The organism is Variovorax durovernensis (assembly GCF_977011995.1).
Genome location: NZ_CDRNCW010000001.1, coordinates 5,920,041 through 5,936,738, shown reverse-complemented (window position 1 = coordinate 5,936,738; position 16,698 = coordinate 5,920,041). Strand labels below are relative to the sequence as shown.

General features: G+C 67.2%; 16 protein-coding genes. 11 read left to right on the top strand and 5 right to left on the bottom strand.

Annotated features, from left to right (window positions below; genetic code table 11):
* Positions 1-17: 17 nt before the first annotated feature.
* The 3 genes from argB (at position 18) to ACWV14_RS28115 (ending at position 2,199) form a co-directional block, all read left to right on the top strand.
* The gene (gene argB / locus ACWV14_RS28125; RefSeq protein WP_454904862.1) at positions 18-911 is read left to right on the top strand and encodes an acetylglutamate kinase; all 894 of its coding nucleotides are present in this window, start codon (positions 18-20) and stop codon (positions 909-911) included.
* 65 nt (positions 912-976) lie between these two features.
* Complete coding sequence (slmA, locus tag ACWV14_RS28120) at positions 977-1,627, top strand: nucleoid occlusion factor SlmA (protein WP_422088375.1); 651 nt, start codon at positions 977-979, stop codon at positions 1,625-1,627.
* 92 nt (positions 1,628-1,719) lie between these two features.
* On the top strand, positions 1,720-2,199 hold the full coding sequence (locus ACWV14_RS28115) for a hypothetical protein (RefSeq protein WP_454912804.1): 480 nt from the start codon (positions 1,720-1,722) through the stop codon (positions 2,197-2,199).
* 18 nt (positions 2,200-2,217) lie between these two features.
* Here ACWV14_RS28115 and ACWV14_RS28110 read toward each other — a convergent pair whose 3' ends face one another.
* Genes ACWV14_RS28110 through ACWV14_RS28095 form a run of 4 tightly spaced genes read right to left on the bottom strand, consistent with a single transcriptional unit; the run spans position 2,218 to position 6,503 of the window.
* Positions 2,218-3,276, bottom strand: a complete 1,059-nt coding sequence (locus ACWV14_RS28110) for a malate/lactate/ureidoglycolate dehydrogenase (RefSeq protein ID WP_454904858.1) — start codon at positions 3,274-3,276, stop codon at positions 2,218-2,220.
* A 3-nt stretch (positions 3,277-3,279) separates the two neighbouring features.
* On the bottom strand, positions 3,280-4,212 hold the full coding sequence (locus ACWV14_RS28105) for an SMP-30/gluconolactonase/LRE family protein (RefSeq protein WP_454904856.1): 933 nt from the start codon (positions 4,210-4,212) through the stop codon (positions 3,280-3,282).
* Positions 4,213-4,238: 26 nt separating this feature from the next.
* Entirely contained in the window at positions 4,239-5,765 is a 1,527-nt protein-coding gene (locus ACWV14_RS28100; protein WP_454904854.1) for a UxaA family hydrolase, read from the bottom strand.
* Positions 5,766-5,795: 30 nt separating this feature from the next.
* On the bottom strand, positions 5,796-6,503 hold the full coding sequence (locus ACWV14_RS28095; protein ID WP_422088370.1) for a FadR/GntR family transcriptional regulator: 708 nt from the start codon (positions 6,501-6,503) through the stop codon (positions 5,796-5,798).
* A 130-nt stretch (positions 6,504-6,633) separates the two neighbouring features.
* Here ACWV14_RS28095 and ACWV14_RS28090 point away from each other — a divergent pair, with 130 nt between their 5' ends.
* The 3 genes from ACWV14_RS28090 to ACWV14_RS28080 are packed head-to-tail and all read left to right on the top strand — an operon-like array spanning position 6,634 to position 9,140.
* A complete protein-coding gene (locus ACWV14_RS28090) occupies positions 6,634-7,389 on the top strand; it encodes an SDR family NAD(P)-dependent oxidoreductase (RefSeq protein ID WP_454904851.1) in 756 nt (251 codons plus the stop codon).
* 26 nt (positions 7,390-7,415) lie between these two features.
* Positions 7,416-8,264: a fumarylacetoacetate hydrolase family protein gene (locus ACWV14_RS28085; RefSeq protein ID WP_422088368.1), complete on the top strand. Its 849-nt coding sequence runs from the start codon at positions 7,416-7,418 to the stop codon at positions 8,262-8,264.
* A gap of 27 nt (positions 8,265-8,291) precedes the next feature.
* Complete coding sequence (locus ACWV14_RS28080) at positions 8,292-9,140, top strand: helix-turn-helix domain-containing protein (RefSeq protein ID WP_454904849.1); 849 nt, start codon at positions 8,292-8,294, stop codon at positions 9,138-9,140.
* A gap of 6 nt (positions 9,141-9,146) precedes the next feature.
* Here the strand turns inward: ACWV14_RS28080 and ACWV14_RS28075 are convergent, their stop codons facing one another.
* Entirely contained in the window at positions 9,147-10,034 is an 888-nt protein-coding gene (locus ACWV14_RS28075; RefSeq protein WP_454904848.1) for a LysR family transcriptional regulator, read from the bottom strand.
* 118 nt (positions 10,035-10,152) lie between these two features.
* Here ACWV14_RS28075 and ACWV14_RS28070 point away from each other — a divergent pair, with 118 nt between their 5' ends.
* The 5 genes from ACWV14_RS28070 to ACWV14_RS28050 all read left to right on the top strand — a co-directional run bounded on the left by ACWV14_RS28070 (position 10,153) and on the right by ACWV14_RS28050 (position 16,638).
* Positions 10,153-10,911 carry an SDR family oxidoreductase gene (locus tag ACWV14_RS28070; RefSeq protein ID WP_454904846.1) on the top strand — a complete coding sequence of 253 codons (759 nt, stop codon included), beginning with the start codon at positions 10,153-10,155 and terminating at the stop codon, positions 10,909-10,911.
* A gap of 139 nt (positions 10,912-11,050) precedes the next feature.
* Positions 11,051-11,740 carry a TetR/AcrR family transcriptional regulator gene (locus ACWV14_RS28065; RefSeq protein WP_422088364.1) on the top strand — a complete coding sequence of 230 codons (690 nt, stop codon included), beginning with the start codon at positions 11,051-11,053 and terminating at the stop codon, positions 11,738-11,740.
* Between the two features lie 74 nt (positions 11,741-11,814).
* Complete coding sequence (locus ACWV14_RS28060) at positions 11,815-13,611, top strand: acyl-CoA dehydrogenase C-terminal domain-containing protein (protein ID WP_454904844.1); 1,797 nt, start codon at positions 11,815-11,817, stop codon at positions 13,609-13,611.
* A gap of 47 nt (positions 13,612-13,658) precedes the next feature.
* Positions 13,659-14,093 (top strand): DUF2147 domain-containing protein, encoded by a 435-nt coding sequence (locus tag ACWV14_RS28055; RefSeq protein ID WP_454904842.1) that lies wholly within the window; start codon positions 13,659-13,661, stop codon positions 14,091-14,093.
* Between the two features lie 121 nt (positions 14,094-14,214).
* Positions 14,215-16,638 carry a 3-hydroxyacyl-CoA dehydrogenase/enoyl-CoA hydratase family protein gene (locus ACWV14_RS28050; RefSeq protein WP_454904840.1) on the top strand — a complete coding sequence of 808 codons (2,424 nt, stop codon included), beginning with the start codon at positions 14,215-14,217 and terminating at the stop codon, positions 16,636-16,638.
* Positions 16,639-16,698: the final 60 nt, after the last annotated feature.

Here is a 16,698-nt window from a genome sequence, read left to right as displayed (position 1 = left end):
TTGGAGCCTGACCGCCCATGACCGACCCCGTCCTCAACATTCCCCCGCGCGACAAGGCCGAGATCCTGGCCCAGGCGCTGCCGTACATCCGCAAGTTCCACGGCAAGACCATCGTCATCAAGTACGGCGGCAACGCCATGACCGACCCGGCCCTGCAGGCCGACTTCGCGGAAGACGTGGTGCTGCTCAAGCTGGTCGGCATGAACCCGGTGGTGGTGCACGGCGGCGGCCCGCAGATCGAGGCGGCGCTCAACAAGCTCGGCAAGAAGGGCAGCTTCATCCAGGGCATGCGCGTGACCGACGCCGAGACCATGGAAGTCGTCGAATGGGTGCTGGCGGGCGAGGTGCAGCAGGACATCGTGGGCCTCATCAACCAGGCCGGCGGCAAGGCCGTGGGCCTGACCGGACGCGACGGCGGCCTGATCCGCGCGCAGAAGCTCAAGCTGGCCGACCGCACCGACCCCAACCTGCAGCACGACGTGGGCCAGGTGGGCGACATCGTCTCCATCGACCCCAGCGTGGTCAAGGCGCTGCAGGACGACGCCTTCATTCCCGTGGTCAGCCCGATCGGCTTCGGCGAGGACAACGAGAGCTACAACATCAACGCCGACGTCGTCGCCGGCAAGCTGGCCACCGTGCTCAAGGCCGAGAAGCTCATGCTGCTGACCAACACGCCCGGCGTGCTCGACAAGGACGGCAAGCTGCTCACCAACCTGAGCGCGCGCGAAATCGACGACCTGTTCGCCGACGGCACCATCTCCGGCGGCATGCTGCCCAAGATCGAAGGCGCGCTCGACGCGGCCAAGAGCGGCGTGAACGCGGTGCACATCATTGACGGCCGGGTGCCGCACGCGATGCTGCTCGAGATCCTGACCGACCAGGCCTACGGGACGATGATCCGCGCCCGCTGAACCAGAAGGCGCGTGCTCACTGCGCTGTGCGAGAATCAATTGATTACATCTTTGCACGCGCTCCCATGCAGAACGAAGAGACGACAGGTGCTTCCGGCGTAGACACGCCGACGGAAACGTCCACCCCTCCGGTGCGCAAGCGCCCGAAGCCGGGAGAGCGGCGCGTGCAGATCCTGCAGGCGCTCGCTTCCATGCTGGAGCAGCCGGGTGCCGAGCGGGTCACCACCGCCGCGCTGGCCGCGCGGCTCGAAGTGAGCGAAGCCGCGCTCTATCGCCATTTCGCGAGCAAGGCCCAGATGTTCGAGGGCCTGATCGATTTCATCGAGCAGAGCGTCTTCACGCTGGTCAACCAGATCCTTGAGCGCGAGGGCGCCACCGGCGCCCAGCAGGCCGCCCGCATCCTCACGCTGCTCGTGCAGTTCGCCGAGCGCAACCCCGGCATGACGCGCGTCATGGTGGGCGACGCGCTGGTGTTCGAGAACGAACGCCTGCAGCAGCGCATGAACCAGTTCTTCGACAAGATCGAGGCCACGCTGCGCCAGGTGCTGCGCGGTGCCGCCAGCGCTGATGGTTCGGCAACGCCAAGCGTCGATGCGCAGGTGCGTGCCGCGGCGCTCACGGCCTTCGTGGTGGGGCAGTTGCAGCGCTTTGCGCGCTCGGGGTTCCGGCGCGCGCCGTCGGAACACCTGGAAGCCACGATTGCGCTGATCGTCTGACTCGGCCTTCCATGCGGCCGCTGATCCTGCTCCTGGCACTTTGTTGCCTCTCGCCGTTCGCTTCGGCAACTGCCTATGAAGACGCTATCGGCGTGACCTTTCCCGACGAGATCGGCGGGCTCCAGCTACGGGGGCGCGAGACTTTTCCGCAAAAGGCGCTGGGTGCCGCAACCCGCTATGTACTCGACGGCCCCGTGCAGGGCAGCGTCTATGTCTACACCGGGGGCCTGAGCAGCATTCCCGACGGCACCGAATCGGCCATCGTGCGCAAGCATTTCGCGCAGGTCATCGGTGAAGTGAAGCAGATGGCAGCGCCGGGGCTGGCGAACAGGGTTACTGTCCCCTCCACACCCGACCAGACCACGAGCCTCGGCGGTTGCGGCCCGCAGTTCATCTGGAAGGGCTATGAGATGGAGCTCGACGGCACCGTGCTTGCGTCGTACACCTACCTCACGGTCGTGCGAAACAACTTCGTGAAGCTGCGCGTCAGCTACCTCAAGTCCAATGCCGCGGGCAGGGCGACCGCGGATCGCTTCATCGAAGGCGTCCGCAAGGTCGTCGGCCGCTGCTAGCGTTTGCCTTTCGGCCGCTCAGGCGACCTGCACGCCCACGCTGGCCCCGGCCGCGACGATTTCCCCCCACGTCGCGTCGTCCACCCAGATCCCATCCTTGCGCCGCGCCGCGCGCGCCTTGCGCTCCGGCTCGCCGGCCAGTTGCACCCCTTCGAAACCCTGCCCCGGAGGGCTCCGGCGCAGCCACTCGACAAACTCGCGCGCTTCTTCGTCGAAAGACTTCTGCGTGCCCAGCTTCTCGGGGTCGATCAGTACAGTCAGCATGCCGTTGAGCACGGTGCGCGCCGTGTCCGCCTGACGGTGCCAGGTGCCGCCGCCCGTGAGTGCGCCACCCAGCAGTTCGCAGGCCACGGCCATGCCGTAGCCCTTGTGCTCGCCGAAGGTCATCAGCGCGCCGAACAGGCCGTTGCCCTGCGGCACCACGACCACGCCCGGGTCGTTGGTCGGCGCGCCGTTCTCGTCGATCAAATAACCGTCGGGCACGCGCTCGCCCTTGTTGTGGGCCACGCGCATCTTGCCTTGCGCCACGCGGCTGGTGGCGTAGTCGAGCACGAAGGGCTCGGCGCCCGCCAGCGGCACGCCGATGCAGCACGGATTTGTGCCGAAGCGCCCGTCGCCGCCGCCCCAGGGCGCGACCACCGGGCGCGACAGCACGTTGACGAAGTGCATCGACACCAGCCCCTGCGCCGTCGCCATTTCCGCGAAGTGCCCGATGCGTCCCAGGTGGTGCGCATGCGAGAGCGTGAAGATGCAGCTGCCGTGCTGCTTCGCCCGCGCGATGCCCAGCTCCATCGCCTGCACGCCCACGACCTGCCCGTAGCCGTGCTGGCCGTCCAGGCCCATCAGCGTGCCGATGTCGAGATTGATCTTCACGGCCGTGTTCGGCTTCAGGCCGCCTTCGGCCACCGCGTCGACATAGCGCGGCAGCATGCCCACGCCGTGCGAGTCGTGGCCGCTCAGGTTGGCGAGCACGAGGTTGGCGGCCACCTGCTGCGCCTCCGCGGGCGCGCTGCCCGCCGCCTGCAGGATGCTGGCAACGGTGGCCTGCAGGTCGTCGGCCGGCAATGTTCTGGACATGGATCAGATTCCTTTCGCGTTCAGCGTGATGGCATAGAGGGAGGTGGTGGCGCAGACGAACAGCCGGTTGCGCTTGGGGCCGCCGAAGCACACGTTGGCCACGCGCTCGGGCACGAGGATCTTGCCCAGCAGCGTGCCGTCGGGATCGTAGGCGTGCACGCCGTCGGCGGCGCTGGTCCAGATGCGGCCTTCGGTGTCGAGCCTAAAACCGTCGAACAAACCGTTGGTGCATTCGGCAAACACCTCGCCGCCGCTCAGGCTGCGGCCGTCGGCGCCCACCTTGAAGCGGCGGATGTGGCGCGGCCCGTCCGCCGCGTGGCTCGCGCCGGTGTCGGCGATGTACAGCAGCGATTCGTCGGGCGAGAAGGCCAGTCCGTTGGGTTTGACGAAGTCGTCGGCCATGCGCTGCACCTCGCCGCTGGCGGGGTCGATGCGGTAGACATGGCAGGCGCCGATCTCGCTGTCGGCCTTCAGTCCCTCGTAGTCGGAGAGGATGCCGTAGCTCGGGTCGGTGAACCACACGCCGCCGTCCGAATGCACCACCACGTCGTTGGGTGAATTCAGGCGCTTGCCTTGCCAGTGCGAAGCCAGCACGGTGATGGAGCCGTCGTGCTCGGTGCGCGTCACGCGCCGCGTGAGGTGCTCGCAGCTCACGAGCCGGCCTTCGCGGTCGACCGTGTGGCCGTTGGTGTTGTTGGCCGGCTCGCGGAAGACGCCGACCGTGCCGTTGACCTCGTCGTAGCGCAGCATGCGGTTGTTCGGAATGTCCGACCACACCAGCGTGCGGTGCGCGGCGAACCACGCGGGGCCTTCGCACCAGCGCGCGCCGGTCCAAAGGCGCTGCAGTCGCTCGGGGCCGGGAATGCGCGGCTTGAAGCGCGGGTCCAGGTGCTCGAAGCCGGTGCCCTCGAGAAAGCCGAAGGGAAGAGTGGCCATGCTGCTCCTTGTGCTCTTGGGTGGGCCTACATCACCGCGCCGACCTGCCACGGAACGAACTCGTTCTGCCCGTAGCCGTGCTGCTCGCTCTTGGAGCGCGCGCCCGATGCGGTGGCCAGCACCAGCTCGAAGATGCGCTGGCCCATCTCCTGGATGGAGGCGGTGCCGTCGACGATCTCGCCGCAGTTGATGTCCATGTCTTCTTCCTGCCGCTGCCACAGTGCCGAGTTGGTCGCGAGCTTGAGCGAGGGCGAGGGTGCGCAGCCATAGGCCGAGCCGCGCCCCGTGGTGAAGCAGATGAGGTTGGCGCCGCCGGCCACCTGGCCCGTGGCGCTGACCGGGTCGTAGCCCGGCGTGTCCATGTAGACGAAGCCGTGCGCGGTGACGGGCTCCGCGTATTCGTACACCGCCTCGAGGTTGCTGGTGCCGCCCTTGGCCACTGCGCCCAGCGACTTCTCGAGGATGGTGGTGAGCCCGCCTGCCTTGTTGCCGGGCGAGGGGTTGTTGTTCATCTCGCCCTGGTTGATCTCTGTGTAGTGCTCCCACCACTTGATGCGGTCCACCAGCTTCTGGCCGACCTCGCGCTTCACCGCGCGGCGCGTGAGCAGGTGTTCGGCGCCGTACACCTCGGGCGTCTCGCTCAGGATGGCCGTTCCGCCATGCGCCACCAGCAGGTCGACTGCCGCGCCCAGCGCCGGGTTGGCGCTGATGCCCGAGTAGCCGTCGGAGCCGCCGCACTGCAGGCCGATGGTGATGTGCGCCGCGCTGCATGGCTCGCGCTTCACCGCATTGGCGCGCGGCAGCATTTCCTCGATGAGCGCCACGCCTTTCTCGACCGTCTTGCGCGTGCCGCCCGTGTCCTGGATGTTGAAGGTACGGAAGTTCTCGCCCTCGGCCAGGTGGCCGGTCGCGAGCCAGGCGTTGATCTGGTTGGCTTCGCAGCCGAGGCCGACCACCAGCACGCCTGCGAAGTTCGGATGCGTGGCATAGCCCGTGAGCGTGCGCTCCAGGATCTGCATGCCCATGCCCTGGGTGTCCATGCCGCAGCCGGTGCCGTGCGTGAGCGCGACCACGCCGTCGACGTTGGGGAATGCCGCCAGCGCCTGCGGATTGGTCTTTCGCGAGAAGTGGTCGGCAATGGCGCGCGCGGCCGTGGCCGAGCAGTTCACGCTGGTCAGCACGCCGATGTAGTTGCGCGTGGCCACGCGGCCGTCGGCGCGCTTGATGCCCATGAAGGTGGCCTCGCGCTTCGCGGGCGCGGGCTTCACGTCCGCGCCGAAGGCGTAGTCGCGTTCGAAGTCACCCTTGTCCGGGCCCATGTCCAGGTTCTGCGTGTGCACGTGCTCGCCTGCGCCGATGGGGCGGCTCGCGAAGCCGATGATCTGGTTGTAGCGGCGCACCGGTTCGCCCTGGGCGATGTCGCGCATCGCGATCTTGTGGCCCGGCGGGATCAGGCCGCGCACGGCCACGTTCTCGACAGTGGTGCCGCCGAGCAGTTGGGAACGCGCGATGACGACGTCGTCGGCGGGATGGAGTCGGATGTAGGGGGTCATGGTGGGGCGTCTGCCGGCGCTTGTTTGTTGTCAGGAGGCCTTCGCGCGGCGCCAGCTCGCGCTGAATCTCTGGTGGAACTTGTCCATGTGCTGGTGCATCGCGTCGCGCGCCGCGGCGGCATCGCGCGCGGCGATGGCATCGAGGATGGCTTCGTGCTCGCCGATGGCGGCCTGCCACGATTCCATGGTCTCGAAGTAGTCGATCATCCGGGCGAAGATCGGCCCGTGCCGCGACTCCCAGAAGCCTTGCACCGTCTCGGTCAGCACCACGTTGTCGCAGGCGTTGACGATGGCCAGGTGGAAGGCGCGGTCGCCCTCGTGCGGCACCTCGTTGCGCGCGGCCGTCTCGCGCATCATGCGGATCGCGCGGCGCATGGCGTCCACGTCCTTGCGTTTGCCCTGCTGCGCGGCGGTGGCGGCGATCTCGCCCTCGACCATGCGGCGCGCGCGAATGATTTCCAGCGGCCCCCACTCGGTGCCGGCCGTGGGGGCGCCGGTGCGGTGCGAGCGGTCCAGCACGTAAACGCCCGAGCCGGTTCTTATCTCGACCCAGCCTTCCACCTCCAGCGCGATCAGCGCCTCGCGCACCGAAGGGCGGCTCACGCCCAGCTGCTTGGCGAGGTCGCGCTCGGCGGGAATGCGCGCGCCCACGTCGAACTCGCCCTCGGCGATCAGGCCGCGGAGCTGGTCTGCAATCTGGCGGTAGAGGCGCTGGGGTTCGAGGGTCTGGAGGGGCACGAGGTCGGCAAGAGCGGGTTAAGGGTTGTCCTGAATTGGCCAAGTGGTAAGGCCAATTCAGAATACGATACACCGCCCGGGCCACCATCGGGCCTAACCCGAAGACACGAGGAGCCATCGGCATCACGACATGAACCAGCTCGATTTCTCGGGCCGCCATGCGGTCGTCACCGGCGGCGCCACGGGCCTGGGCTTCGGCATCGCGCAGCGGCTGCTGGCGTCGGGCGGCAGCGTCACGCTGTGGGACCGCGACGAAGAGGCGGTGCAAAAGGCGGCCGAATCGCTCGGCGGCAAGGCCTTCGCGCTGAAGGTCGACGTATCTCAGCAGCCATCGGTCGCCAAGGCCGTGGCGGCCACGCTGGCGCAGGTGCCGCACATCGATGCGCTGGTCAACAGCGCCGGCATCACCGGGCCCAACACCAAGCTGTGGGACTACCCCGTGGACGACTGGCGCCAGGTGATGGACGTCAACATCACTGGCGTGTTCCTGTGCTGCCGCGAGGTGGTCGCGCAGATGCGCAAGCAGGGCGACCGGGGCTACGGCCGCGTCGTCAACATCGCCTCGGTGGCCGGCAAGGACGGCAACCCCAACGCCAGTGCCTACAGCGCGAGCAAGGCAGCCGTCATCGGCCTGACCAAGTCGCTCGGCAAGGAACTGGCCGACACCGGCATCCGCGTGAACTGCGTGACGCCCGCGGCGGTGAAGACGGCCATCTTCGACCAGATGACGCCCGAGCACATCGCCTTCATGCTCTCGAAGATTCCCATGGGCCGCTTCGGCACGGTGGAAGAGGTGGCCGCGATGGTCGGCTGGCTCTGCACCGAGGATTGCTCTTTTTCCACCGGCGCGGTCTTCGACCTCTCCGGTGGCCGCTCCACGTACTGATCAATTCAATGCACTGAAAGGAAAGCATGAAACTCGTCCGCTATGGCAACCCCGGCAAGGAAAAGCCCGGCCTCATCGACAACGAAGGCAAGCTGCGCGACCTGAGCGCCGTCGTCAAGGACATCGGCCCCGAGCAACTGGGCGATGCCGCCATTGCCAAGCTGCGCAAGCAGAAGGTCGACAAGCTGCCGCTGGTCAAGGGCAAGCCGCGCTTCGGCGCACCGGTGGCCAACGTCGGCAAGTTCATCGCCATCGGCCTGAACTATGCGGACCACGCGGCCGAATCCGGCCTGCCGGTGCCCAAGGAACCCGTGGTGTTCACCAAGGCCAACAGCTGCATCCAGGGCCCGAACGACCCGGTGATGCTGCCCAAGGGCTCGGTCAAGACCGACTGGGAAGTCGAACTCGGCGTGGTCATCGGCACGCGCGCGCGCTACGTGTCGCAAAAGAGCGCCCTCGACTACGTGGCCGGCTACTGCACCATCAACGACATCAGCGAGCGCGAATACCAGATCGAGCGCGGCGGCACCTGGGACAAGGGCAAGGGCTGCGACACCTTCGGCCCCATCGGCCCCTGGCTGGTGACGCGCGACGAGATCGAGAACCCGCAGAAGCTCTCGATGTGGCTCGACCTGAACGGCCAGCGCGTGCAGACCGGCAGCACCAAGACCATGATCTTCACCGTGGCCAAGATCGTGAGCTACGTGAGCCAGTTCATGACGCTGATGCCTGGCGACGTCATCACCACCGGTACGCCGCCCGGCGTTGGCATGGGCATGAAGCCGCCGCTGTTCCTGAAGAAGGGCGACGTGATGACGCTGGGCATCGAAGGCCTGGGCGAGCAGCGCCAGGAAGTGGTTCCCTTCAAGCTCTGAGAGCCGTTCTCTGAGATCATCCGGCGGATGACGAAAACGCCGCCGGACCATCGCTCGCAGGTCTTCGGCACGCCCTGGGAGGGCGTCCACGGCACCGCGATGGACAGTGCCCGCCACTACGGCCGGCACTGGCATTCGACCTACGGCGTCGGCCTGCTCGACCATGGCGCGCAAAGCTCGGCCAGCGGCCGGGGCAAGGTCGATGCCTATGCCGGCGACCTGATCACCACCAACCCCGGGGAAGTGCACGACGGCCGGCCGCTCGGCGGCCCGTCGCGGCGTTGGCGCATAGTGTATTTCGATGCGGCCGTGATGGCGGGCATGCGCGGCGATGGCGTTGCCGGCAATGGCATCGAGTTCACGCGCCCCGTGCTGCGGGACGCGCGGCTGGGTGATGCGCTGCGTCGCTTGTTCGTGCGCCTCGACGCATGGAAGGCCGTTCATGCGGACCACACCGCTGGAGCCGGGACGCTTTCCTGCGAAGAGTCACTGGCCGAAGTCTGCGGCCTGCTGCTCGAAACCCATTCCACCGCACTGCCGTTGCGCGAGGCTGGCGGCGATGTGCGGCAGCTGCGCGAGCGGCTTGCTGACGACCTGCTCGACGCGCCCTCGCTCGACGAACTCGCCACGATGGCCGGCCTCAGCAAGTACCAGGCCCTGCGCCGATTCGTCAAAGCCTATGGCGTGCCGCCGCATGCATGGCTCCTGCTGCAGCGCGCCGAACGCGCACGGGCCCTGATTCGCCGCGGCTCGAGCCTCGCAGATGCGGCCGCCGCCAGCGGCTTCGCGGACCAGAGCCACATGACGCGCATCTTCACGCGCCACTTCGGTTTCACGCCGGGTGCCTGGCAGCGGGCAAGCGGCCTGTCGTCGTAGCGGCGTTCAGCGCAGCACGCGGACCAGTTCGTCGTACACCAGCCGCACGCGCGCCGGCACTGGTGCGCGCTGTGGACGGTAAACATAGATCGGCCACGGCTCCGGCGCATCGGCCTCCAGCACCGGTACCAGCGCGCCCGATTTCAGCCAGGGCTCGGCCAGCGACCCGATCAGCTGCGCGAAGCCGAGGCCCGCGAGCACTGCCGCGCCCTCGGCATCGAAGTCGTCGGTGACGAATGCCGGCGAACTCACCGCCAGTTGCCGGCCCTTGCTGAAGATCATCGGCCACGGCCGGCCCGACATGCGGTCGATCAGCGCGGTGAGCGGCAGGCCCGCGAGCGCGTCGATTTTTTTCGGCACGCCGGTGCGGGCGATGAGCGAGGGCGCGGCCACCACGTGCAGCGCCATCTTGCCCACCGGCCGCGCCACGAAGCGTGCATCGCGCAGCGGCCCGACGCGCACGCCGATGTCGATCTGCTGGTCGACCACGTCGGCATGCTCTTCCGACACGCGCAGGTCGAGCACCAGGCCGGGGTGCGCGGCGAGCATCGGCGCCAGCGCCTGCGGAATCAGCCGGCGGCCGAAGATGCCCGGCGCCGTGACCCGCACCGTGCCCTCGTGCTGCGAGAGCGCGCGCCGGTCGGTACGGTGGAACAGATCGTCCACGCCGCCCACCGCCACGCGCGCACGTTCGGCGAGCTGCCGGCCGAAGTCGGTGAGTTGCACGCCGCGGGTGCTGCGGTGGAAGAGGGGCTCGCCCAGCTGGTCTTCGAGTTCGCGCACCGCGCGCGTCACCACCTGCGGCGACACCGACAGGCGCACGGCCGCCTCGCGGAAGTTGGCGGCGTCGGCGGCGGCGCAGAACACGCGCAGGGCTTCGAGGCGGTTGGACATGGGAAGTTGAGTATTCCTGTTTCAGGAATTTTGAAGTCGCCGGAGTTTCATTTACGGGAACAGGCGGATTTTCCACACTCAGGGCATCTCTTCAACACCCTAGCAAAGGAAAGCAGCCATGACATCCGTTCAAGACAACATCAAGGGCAAGGTCGCCATCGTTACCGGCGCGAGCAGCGGGCTCGGCGAATCGACCGCGCGCCACCTGGCCGCGCGCGGTGCGAAGGTGGTGCTCGCTGCCCGCCGCACCGACCGGCTCGAGAAGGTCGTCGCCGAAATCCGCGAAGCCGGCGGCGAGGCCATCGCCGTGGCCACCGACGTGGCCAGGCGCGCCGACCTCGAAAAGCTCGCCGCCGCCACGGTGGAAGCCTTCGGCCGCATCGACGTGCTGGTCAACAACGCGGGCGTGATGCCGCTGTCGCCCATCGAGAAGCTCAAGGTCGACGAGTGGGACCGCACCATCGACGTGAACATCAAGGGCGTGCTGTACGGCATTGCCGCCGTGCTGCCGCGCATGCAGGCGCAGGGCAGCGGGCACATCGTCAACATCGCGTCGATCGCCGGGCTGAAGGTGTTCACGCCCATCGGCACCGTCTACAGTGCAACCAAGCATGCGGTGCGCGCCATCTCCGAAGGACTGCGCGTGGAAATGGGCAACAGCGGCGTGCGCGTGACCGTCGTGTCGCCCGGCGCGGTGGACTCGGAACTGAAGTTCGGCAGCAGCGACGCCGAGAGCGCCGCCGGCGTGAAGGCGTTCTACGACGCCAACCAGATTCCGGCGGACTCGGTGGCGCGCGCGGTCGTGTATGCGGTGGAACAGCCTGCGAACGTGGACATCAATGAAGTGGTGCTGCGGCCGGTGTCGCAGGAGTTCTGAAAGGCGATATGCGGGGAGGGCCCGATTGCGGCTCTCCCGCGCATCAATTAACCTTCTCTTGCTGAAGGTCTTTGGCGGACCAAAGTGCAAAGTCCCTGCAAAATAGAACGACCGTTCGTTTTTGTTTGGGAATTCCACGATGTCCGCTTCAGCCGTCCCCGCCAAGCCCGCCCGTGCTGCCCAGAAGGGCCAGCAGACCAAGGCAGTCATCGTCGACGCCGCGCTGGCGCTGGCCGCGCAGATCGGGCTCGAGGGGCTGTCGATCGGCGCGGTGGCTGAAATCACCAAGATGAGCAAGTCGGGCGTCTTCGCCCACTTCGGCTCGCGCGAGGAACTGCAGATCTCGGTGGTGCGCGAATACCACGCGCGATTCGAGCAGGAAGTGTTCTTCCCCGCCCTGAAGGCGCCGCGCGGCCTGCCCCGCCTGCGCGCCATGTTCGCCAACTGGATGAAGCGCACCTCGACCGAGATCGACTCGGGCTGCATCTACATCAGCGGCGCTTCCGAATTCGACGACCGCCCGGGCCCGGTGCGCGACGCGCTGGTCGAGTCGGTCAGCATCTGGCAGGCGGCCGTGCTGCGAGCCATCGTGCAGTCGCAGAGCGAAGGCCATCTGCGCGCCGATGCCGACGAGCGCCAGGTGGCGTTCGAGATCCACGGCCTGATCCTCGCGCTGCACTACGAAGCGCGCTTCCTGCAGGTGCCCGGCTCCATCGGCCGCGCGAATGTCGGTTTCGACAACATCCTCGCGCGCGCCGCCACGCCCGATGCGCCTAAGCCCGAGGCGGCCGCCGCGCCGGCAGGCCGCCGCCTCAAGACCGTGCGCTGACTGAAGCGCGCGGCTTGTCCCCTTTTCGTTTTCCCTTTTCTTTTTCTATCTAGCTTCGACCAGGAGAGTCCCGGATGCCTACCTACAACCCGCCCGTGCGTGACATGCAGTTCGTGCTGCACGAAGTGCTCAACGTCGCCGAGGAGCTCAAGGCGCTGCCCGCCCATGCCGAGACCGATGCCGACACCATCAACGCAGTGATCGAAGAGGCCGGCAAGTTCGCCGCCGAAGTGACCTTCCCGCTCAACATCAGCGGCGACGAAGAGGGCTGCACGCTCGACAAGACCACGCACGAGGTCAAGACGCCCAAGGGCTTCAAGGACGCCTATGCCAAGTACGTCGAAGGCGGCTGGCCCGCGCTGTCGTGCGACCCGGCCTTCGGCGGCCAGGGCTTGCCCTTCGTGGTGAACCAGTGCCTGTTCGAAATGCTCAACAGCGCCAACCAGGCCTGGACCATGTACCCCGGCCTTTCGCACGGCGCCTACGAGGCACTGGCCGCGCATGGCACCGACGAGCAGAAGAAGACCTACCTGCCCAAGCTCACGAGCGGCGAGTGGACCGGCACCATGTGCCTGACCGAACCCCATTGCGGCACCGACCTCGGCCTGCTGCGCACCAAGGCCGAACCGCAGGCCGACGGCACCTACCGCATCACCGGCAGCAAGATCTTCATCTCGGCCGGCGAGCACGACATGACGGACAACATCATTCACCTGGTGCTGGCCCGCCTGCCTGACGCGCCCAAGGGCAGCAAGGGCATCAGCCTGTTCGTGGTGCCGAAGTTCAAGGTCAAGGCCGACGGCTCGCTGGGCGAGCGCAACCCGATCTTCTGCGCCGGCCTGGAGCACAAGATGGGCATTCACGGCAACGCCACCGCGCAGATCGTGATCGAAGGCGCCACCGGCACGCTGGTGGGCGAGCCCAACAAGGGCCTGGCCGCGATGTTCGTGATGATGAACGCCGCGCGCCTGGGCGTGGGCAACCAGTCGCTGGGCCTGACCGAAGTGGCCTACCAGAACGCACTGGCCTACGCCAAGGACCGCATCCAGATGCGCTCGCTCTCCGGCGTGAAGGCCAAGGACAAGGAAGCCGACCCCATCATCGTGCACCCCGACGTGCGCAAGATGCTGCTCACCGCCAAGGCCTATGCCGAAGGCGGCCGCGCGCTGCAGATCTTCTGCACGCTGCTGCTCGACAAGGAGCACAACCATCCCGACGAGAAGGTGCGCAAGGACTCGGGCGAGCTGGTCGCATTGCTGACCCCCATCGTCAAGGCCTTCATTACCGACAACGGCCACATCTCGACCAATGCCTGCATGCAGGTGTTCGGCGGCCACGGCTTCATCAAGGAATGGGGCATGGAGCAGTTCGTGCGCGACAACCGCATCAACATGATCTATGAAGGCACCAACACCATCCAGTCGCTGGACCTGCTGGGCCGCAAGGTGCTGGGCAACAACGGCGCTTCGCTGAAGAAGTTCGGCAAGCTCGTGGGCAAGCTGGTGGAAGAAGAAGGCGTGAACGAGAAGATGGCCGAGTTCATCAACCCGATCGCGGGCCTGGGCGACCAGCTCACCAAGTTCACGACCGAGATCGGCTTCAAGGGCTTCCAGAACCCCGACGAAGTGGGCGCCGCCGCGGTGGACTACCTGCGCGTGGCCGGCCACTTCGTGTTCGGCTACCTGTTCGCCCGCATGGCACAGGTTGCATTGCGCGAGATCGCGGCCGGCAACAACGACCCGTTCTACGTCGCCAAGCTGCAGACCGCGCGCTTCTACTTCGCCAAGCTGTTCCCCGAGACCGCGACGCTGATGCGCACCGCGCGCGCCGGCAGCAAGGTGCTGATGGACACCGACGCAGCATTGGCCTGAGCGGTAGTACCGTCTCGTCTTTCCTCAACTCCCAGGAACCGCCGATCATGAAGACAACACTCGCAGCCCTCTTGTTCGCCGCCACAGCCGCTTCGGCCATGGCCCAGAGCACGCCGGTGGGGCTGTGGCGCAACGTGGACGACAAGACGGGCGAGGTCAAGGCCGAGATCAGCATCGCCGAGAACGGCGGCGGCCTGTCCGGGCGCATCGAGAAAGCGCTGGGCAAGGACGCCAAGCCCGGCGCGGTCTGCAGCGAATGCAGCGACGACCGCAAGGACAAGCCCATGGTCGGCCTCGACATCATCCGCGGCGGCAAGAAGGCCGAGGGCAAGGACGTCTGGGAAGGCGGAAAGATCCTCGACCCCGAGAACGGCAAGGAATACCGCGCGAGCTTCACGCCCATCGAGGGCGGCAAGAAGCTCGAAGTGCGCGGCTACCTGGGCCCCTTCTGGCGCACCCAAACCTGGAACCGCGTTCCTTGACCCACCCCCGTAGCTGCTCACTTCGTGTAGCAGCCTCCCCCTCAAGGGGGCAACACCAGCGGCCCGGCAAAGCCGGTTCCGCGGTGTTCCCCGAACCGAATCAAAACTTCGAAGCCCAGTTATGTCCCGATTTCAAGTGAAGAAGGTCGCCGTGCTCGGCGCCGGCGTGATGGGCGCGCAGATTGCGGCCCACCTCGTCAACGTGCGCGTGCCCGTCGTGCTGTTCGACCTGGCCGCGAAAGACGCGACCGGAGCTGCCGCTCAAGGTGCGGCGAAGAACGGCATCGTCACGCGCGCCATCGACAACCTCAAGAAGCTCAAGCCCGCGCCGCTCGGCGACGTGGCCGACGCCGTGCTGATCGAGCAGGCCAACTACGAGGACGACCTGGCCAAGCTCGGCGAGTGCGACCTCGTCATCGAAGCCATTGCCGAACGCATGGACTGGAAGCTCGATCTGTACAAGAAGATCGCGCCGCACGTCGCAAAGCATTCGATCCTGGCCTCGAACACATCGGGCCTGTCGATCACCAAGCTCAGCGAAGCGCTGCCAGAAGCACTGAAGCCGCGTTTCTGCGGCATCCACTTCTTCAACCCGCCGCGCTACATGTTCCTGGTGGAGCTGATCAACACGCCCACCACGCAGCCGCAGGTGCTCGACGACCTGGAAGCCTTCGTCACCAGCACGCTGGGCAAGGGCGTGGTGCGCGCGCACGACACGCCCAACTTCATCGCCAACCGCGTCGGCATCGCCGGCATGCTGGCCACGCTGAAGGAAGTCGAGAAGTTCGGCCTCACGCCCGACGTGGTGGACGACCTCACCGGCAAGAAGCTGGGCCGCGCCAGCTCGGGCACCTTCCGCACCGCCGACGTGGTGGGCCTGGACACGATGGCTCACGTCGTGAAGACGCTGCAGGACAACCTCGACGCCGAGACCGATCCGTTCTACGCCAACTTCGCGACGCCGCCGGTGCTGGCCAAGCTGCTCGAGCTGGGCAACCTGGGCCAGAAGACAAAGGCCGGCTTCTTCAAGAAGGTCGGCCGCGACATCCTGCGCTTCGACCTGAAGAGCGGCGAGTACGTGCCCGCCGGCGCCAAGGCCGACGAGGTGTACGGCCGCATGCTCAAGAAGCCCGCGGGCGAGCGCCTGAAGCTGCTGCGCGAGAGCGAAGGCCCGCAGGGGCAGTTCCTCTGGGCCATCCTGCGCGACGGCTTCCACTACGCCGCCGTGCACCTGGCCGACATCGCCGAGAGCGCGCGCGACATCGACTTCGCCATGCGCTGGGGCTTCGGCATGAAGCAGGGCCCGTTCGAGCTGTGGCAGGAAGCCGGCTGGGCGCAGGTTGCCAAGTGGGTGCAGGAAGACATCGACGCCGGCAAGGCGCTGAGCAGCGCACCGCTGCCCAAGTGGGTGTTCGAAGGCCCGGTGGCCGAGGCCGGCGGCGTGCACACGCCCGAAGGCTCCTGGAGTGCATCGCAGAACAAGTTCGTGCCGCAGCGCAGGCTGCCGGTGCATGACCGCCAGCTGTTCCCCGAGAGCGTGCTCGGCGCTAACGCCGCCGATGCCAACAAGGCCGGCACCACGATCAGCGACGAAGGCGACGTGCGCGTGTGGACGCTGGATGGCGAAGTGCTCATCGCCAGCATCCATTCGAAGATGCACGCCATCAGCCCCGACGTGGCCGAGGCGCTGGGCGCCGCGGTGGAGCTGGCCGAGGCCGAATACAAGGGCCTGGTGATCTGGTCGCCCGACGAGGTGTTCTCGGTCGGCGCCGACCTGCAGGCGATGCTGCCGGCCTTCGTGGTCGCCGGCATCGGCGCGGTCGAAGGCGCCGAGGAAGAGCTGCAGAACGTGATGCTCAAGATCCGCTACGCCAACGTGCCGGTGATCTCCGCCGTGCGCGGCATGGCGCTGGGCGGCGGCTGCGAGCTGGCCATTCATTCGGCCAGGCGCGTGGCGGCGATGGAGAGTTACATCGGCCTGGTCGAAGTGGGCGTGGGCCTGATCCCCGGCGCCGGCGGCCTGACCTACATCGCACGCCGTGCTGCGGAGAACGCTGCGGCCTCGACGGGCACCGACCTGCTGCCGTTCCTGACCGAAGGCTTCACGGCCGCCGCGATGGCGAAGGTGGGCACCGGTGCGCTCGATTCGAAGAAGCTGGGCTACCTGCTCGACAGCGACGTGATCGTGCCGAACAAGGACGAGCTGCTGTACGTGGCGCTGCAGCAGGCCAAGGCCATGTCCGACGCCGGCTATCGCCCGCCCCTGCGCCGCAGCTTCCGCGTGGCGGGCCGCAGCGGCGCCGCGACCATCAAGGGCCAGCTGGTGAACATGCGCGACGGCGGCTTCATCAGCGCGCACGACTTCCACATTGCCAGCCTGATCGCCAACGTGGTCACCGGCGGCGACGTGGACGCGGGCTCGCTCGTGACCGAGGAATACCTGATGACGCTGGAACGCAAGGCGTTCTGCTCGCTGATCGTGCATCCGAAGACGCAGGAGCGGATCATGGGGATGCTGAGCACGGGCAAGCCGGTGCGCAACTGACGCTCGTCTTCCTCTTCCGCCTTCCCCCTCTGGGGGAAGGCCGGGATGGGGGCAAGCAGC

What these genes read in the sequence shown, in the direction of transcription:
- ACWV14_RS28110 (WP_454904858.1), bottom strand. Translation starts at nt 3,276, where the DNA reads ATGTCCAGAACATTGCCGGCCGACGACCTGCAGGCCACCGTTGCCAGC.
- ACWV14_RS28075 (WP_454904848.1), bottom strand. Translation starts at nt 10,034, where the DNA reads ATGTCCAACCGCCTCGAAGCCCTGCGCGTGTTCTGCGCCGCCGCCGAC.
- ACWV14_RS28065 (WP_422088364.1), top strand. Translation starts at nt 11,051, where the DNA reads ATGTCCGCTTCAGCCGTCCCCGCCAAGCCCGCCCGTGCTGCCCAGAAG.
- ACWV14_RS28055 (WP_454904842.1), top strand. Translation starts at nt 13,659, where the DNA reads ATGAAGACAACACTCGCAGCCCTCTTGTTCGCCGCCACAGCCGCTTCG.
- ACWV14_RS28090 (WP_454904851.1), top strand. Translation starts at nt 6,634, where the DNA reads ATGAACCAGCTCGATTTCTCGGGCCGCCATGCGGTCGTCACCGGCGGC.
- ACWV14_RS28070 (WP_454904846.1), top strand. Translation starts at nt 10,153, where the DNA reads ATGACATCCGTTCAAGACAACATCAAGGGCAAGGTCGCCATCGTTACC.
- ACWV14_RS28050 (WP_454904840.1), top strand. Translation starts at nt 14,215, where the DNA reads ATGTCCCGATTTCAAGTGAAGAAGGTCGCCGTGCTCGGCGCCGGCGTG.
- slmA (WP_422088375.1), top strand. Translation starts at nt 977, where the DNA reads ATGCAGAACGAAGAGACGACAGGTGCTTCCGGCGTAGACACGCCGACG.
- ACWV14_RS28100 (WP_454904854.1), bottom strand. Translation starts at nt 5,765, where the DNA reads ATGACCCCCTACATCCGACTCCATCCCGCCGACGACGTCGTCATCGCG.
- argB (WP_454904862.1), top strand. Translation starts at nt 18, where the DNA reads ATGACCGACCCCGTCCTCAACATTCCCCCGCGCGACAAGGCCGAGATC.
- ACWV14_RS28080 (WP_454904849.1), top strand. Translation starts at nt 8,292, where the DNA reads ATGACGAAAACGCCGCCGGACCATCGCTCGCAGGTCTTCGGCACGCCC.
- ACWV14_RS28085 (WP_422088368.1), top strand. Translation starts at nt 7,416, where the DNA reads ATGAAACTCGTCCGCTATGGCAACCCCGGCAAGGAAAAGCCCGGCCTC.
- ACWV14_RS28105 (WP_454904856.1), bottom strand. Translation starts at nt 4,212, where the DNA reads ATGGCCACTCTTCCCTTCGGCTTTCTCGAGGGCACCGGCTTCGAGCAC.
- ACWV14_RS28060 (WP_454904844.1), top strand. Translation starts at nt 11,815, where the DNA reads ATGCCTACCTACAACCCGCCCGTGCGTGACATGCAGTTCGTGCTGCAC.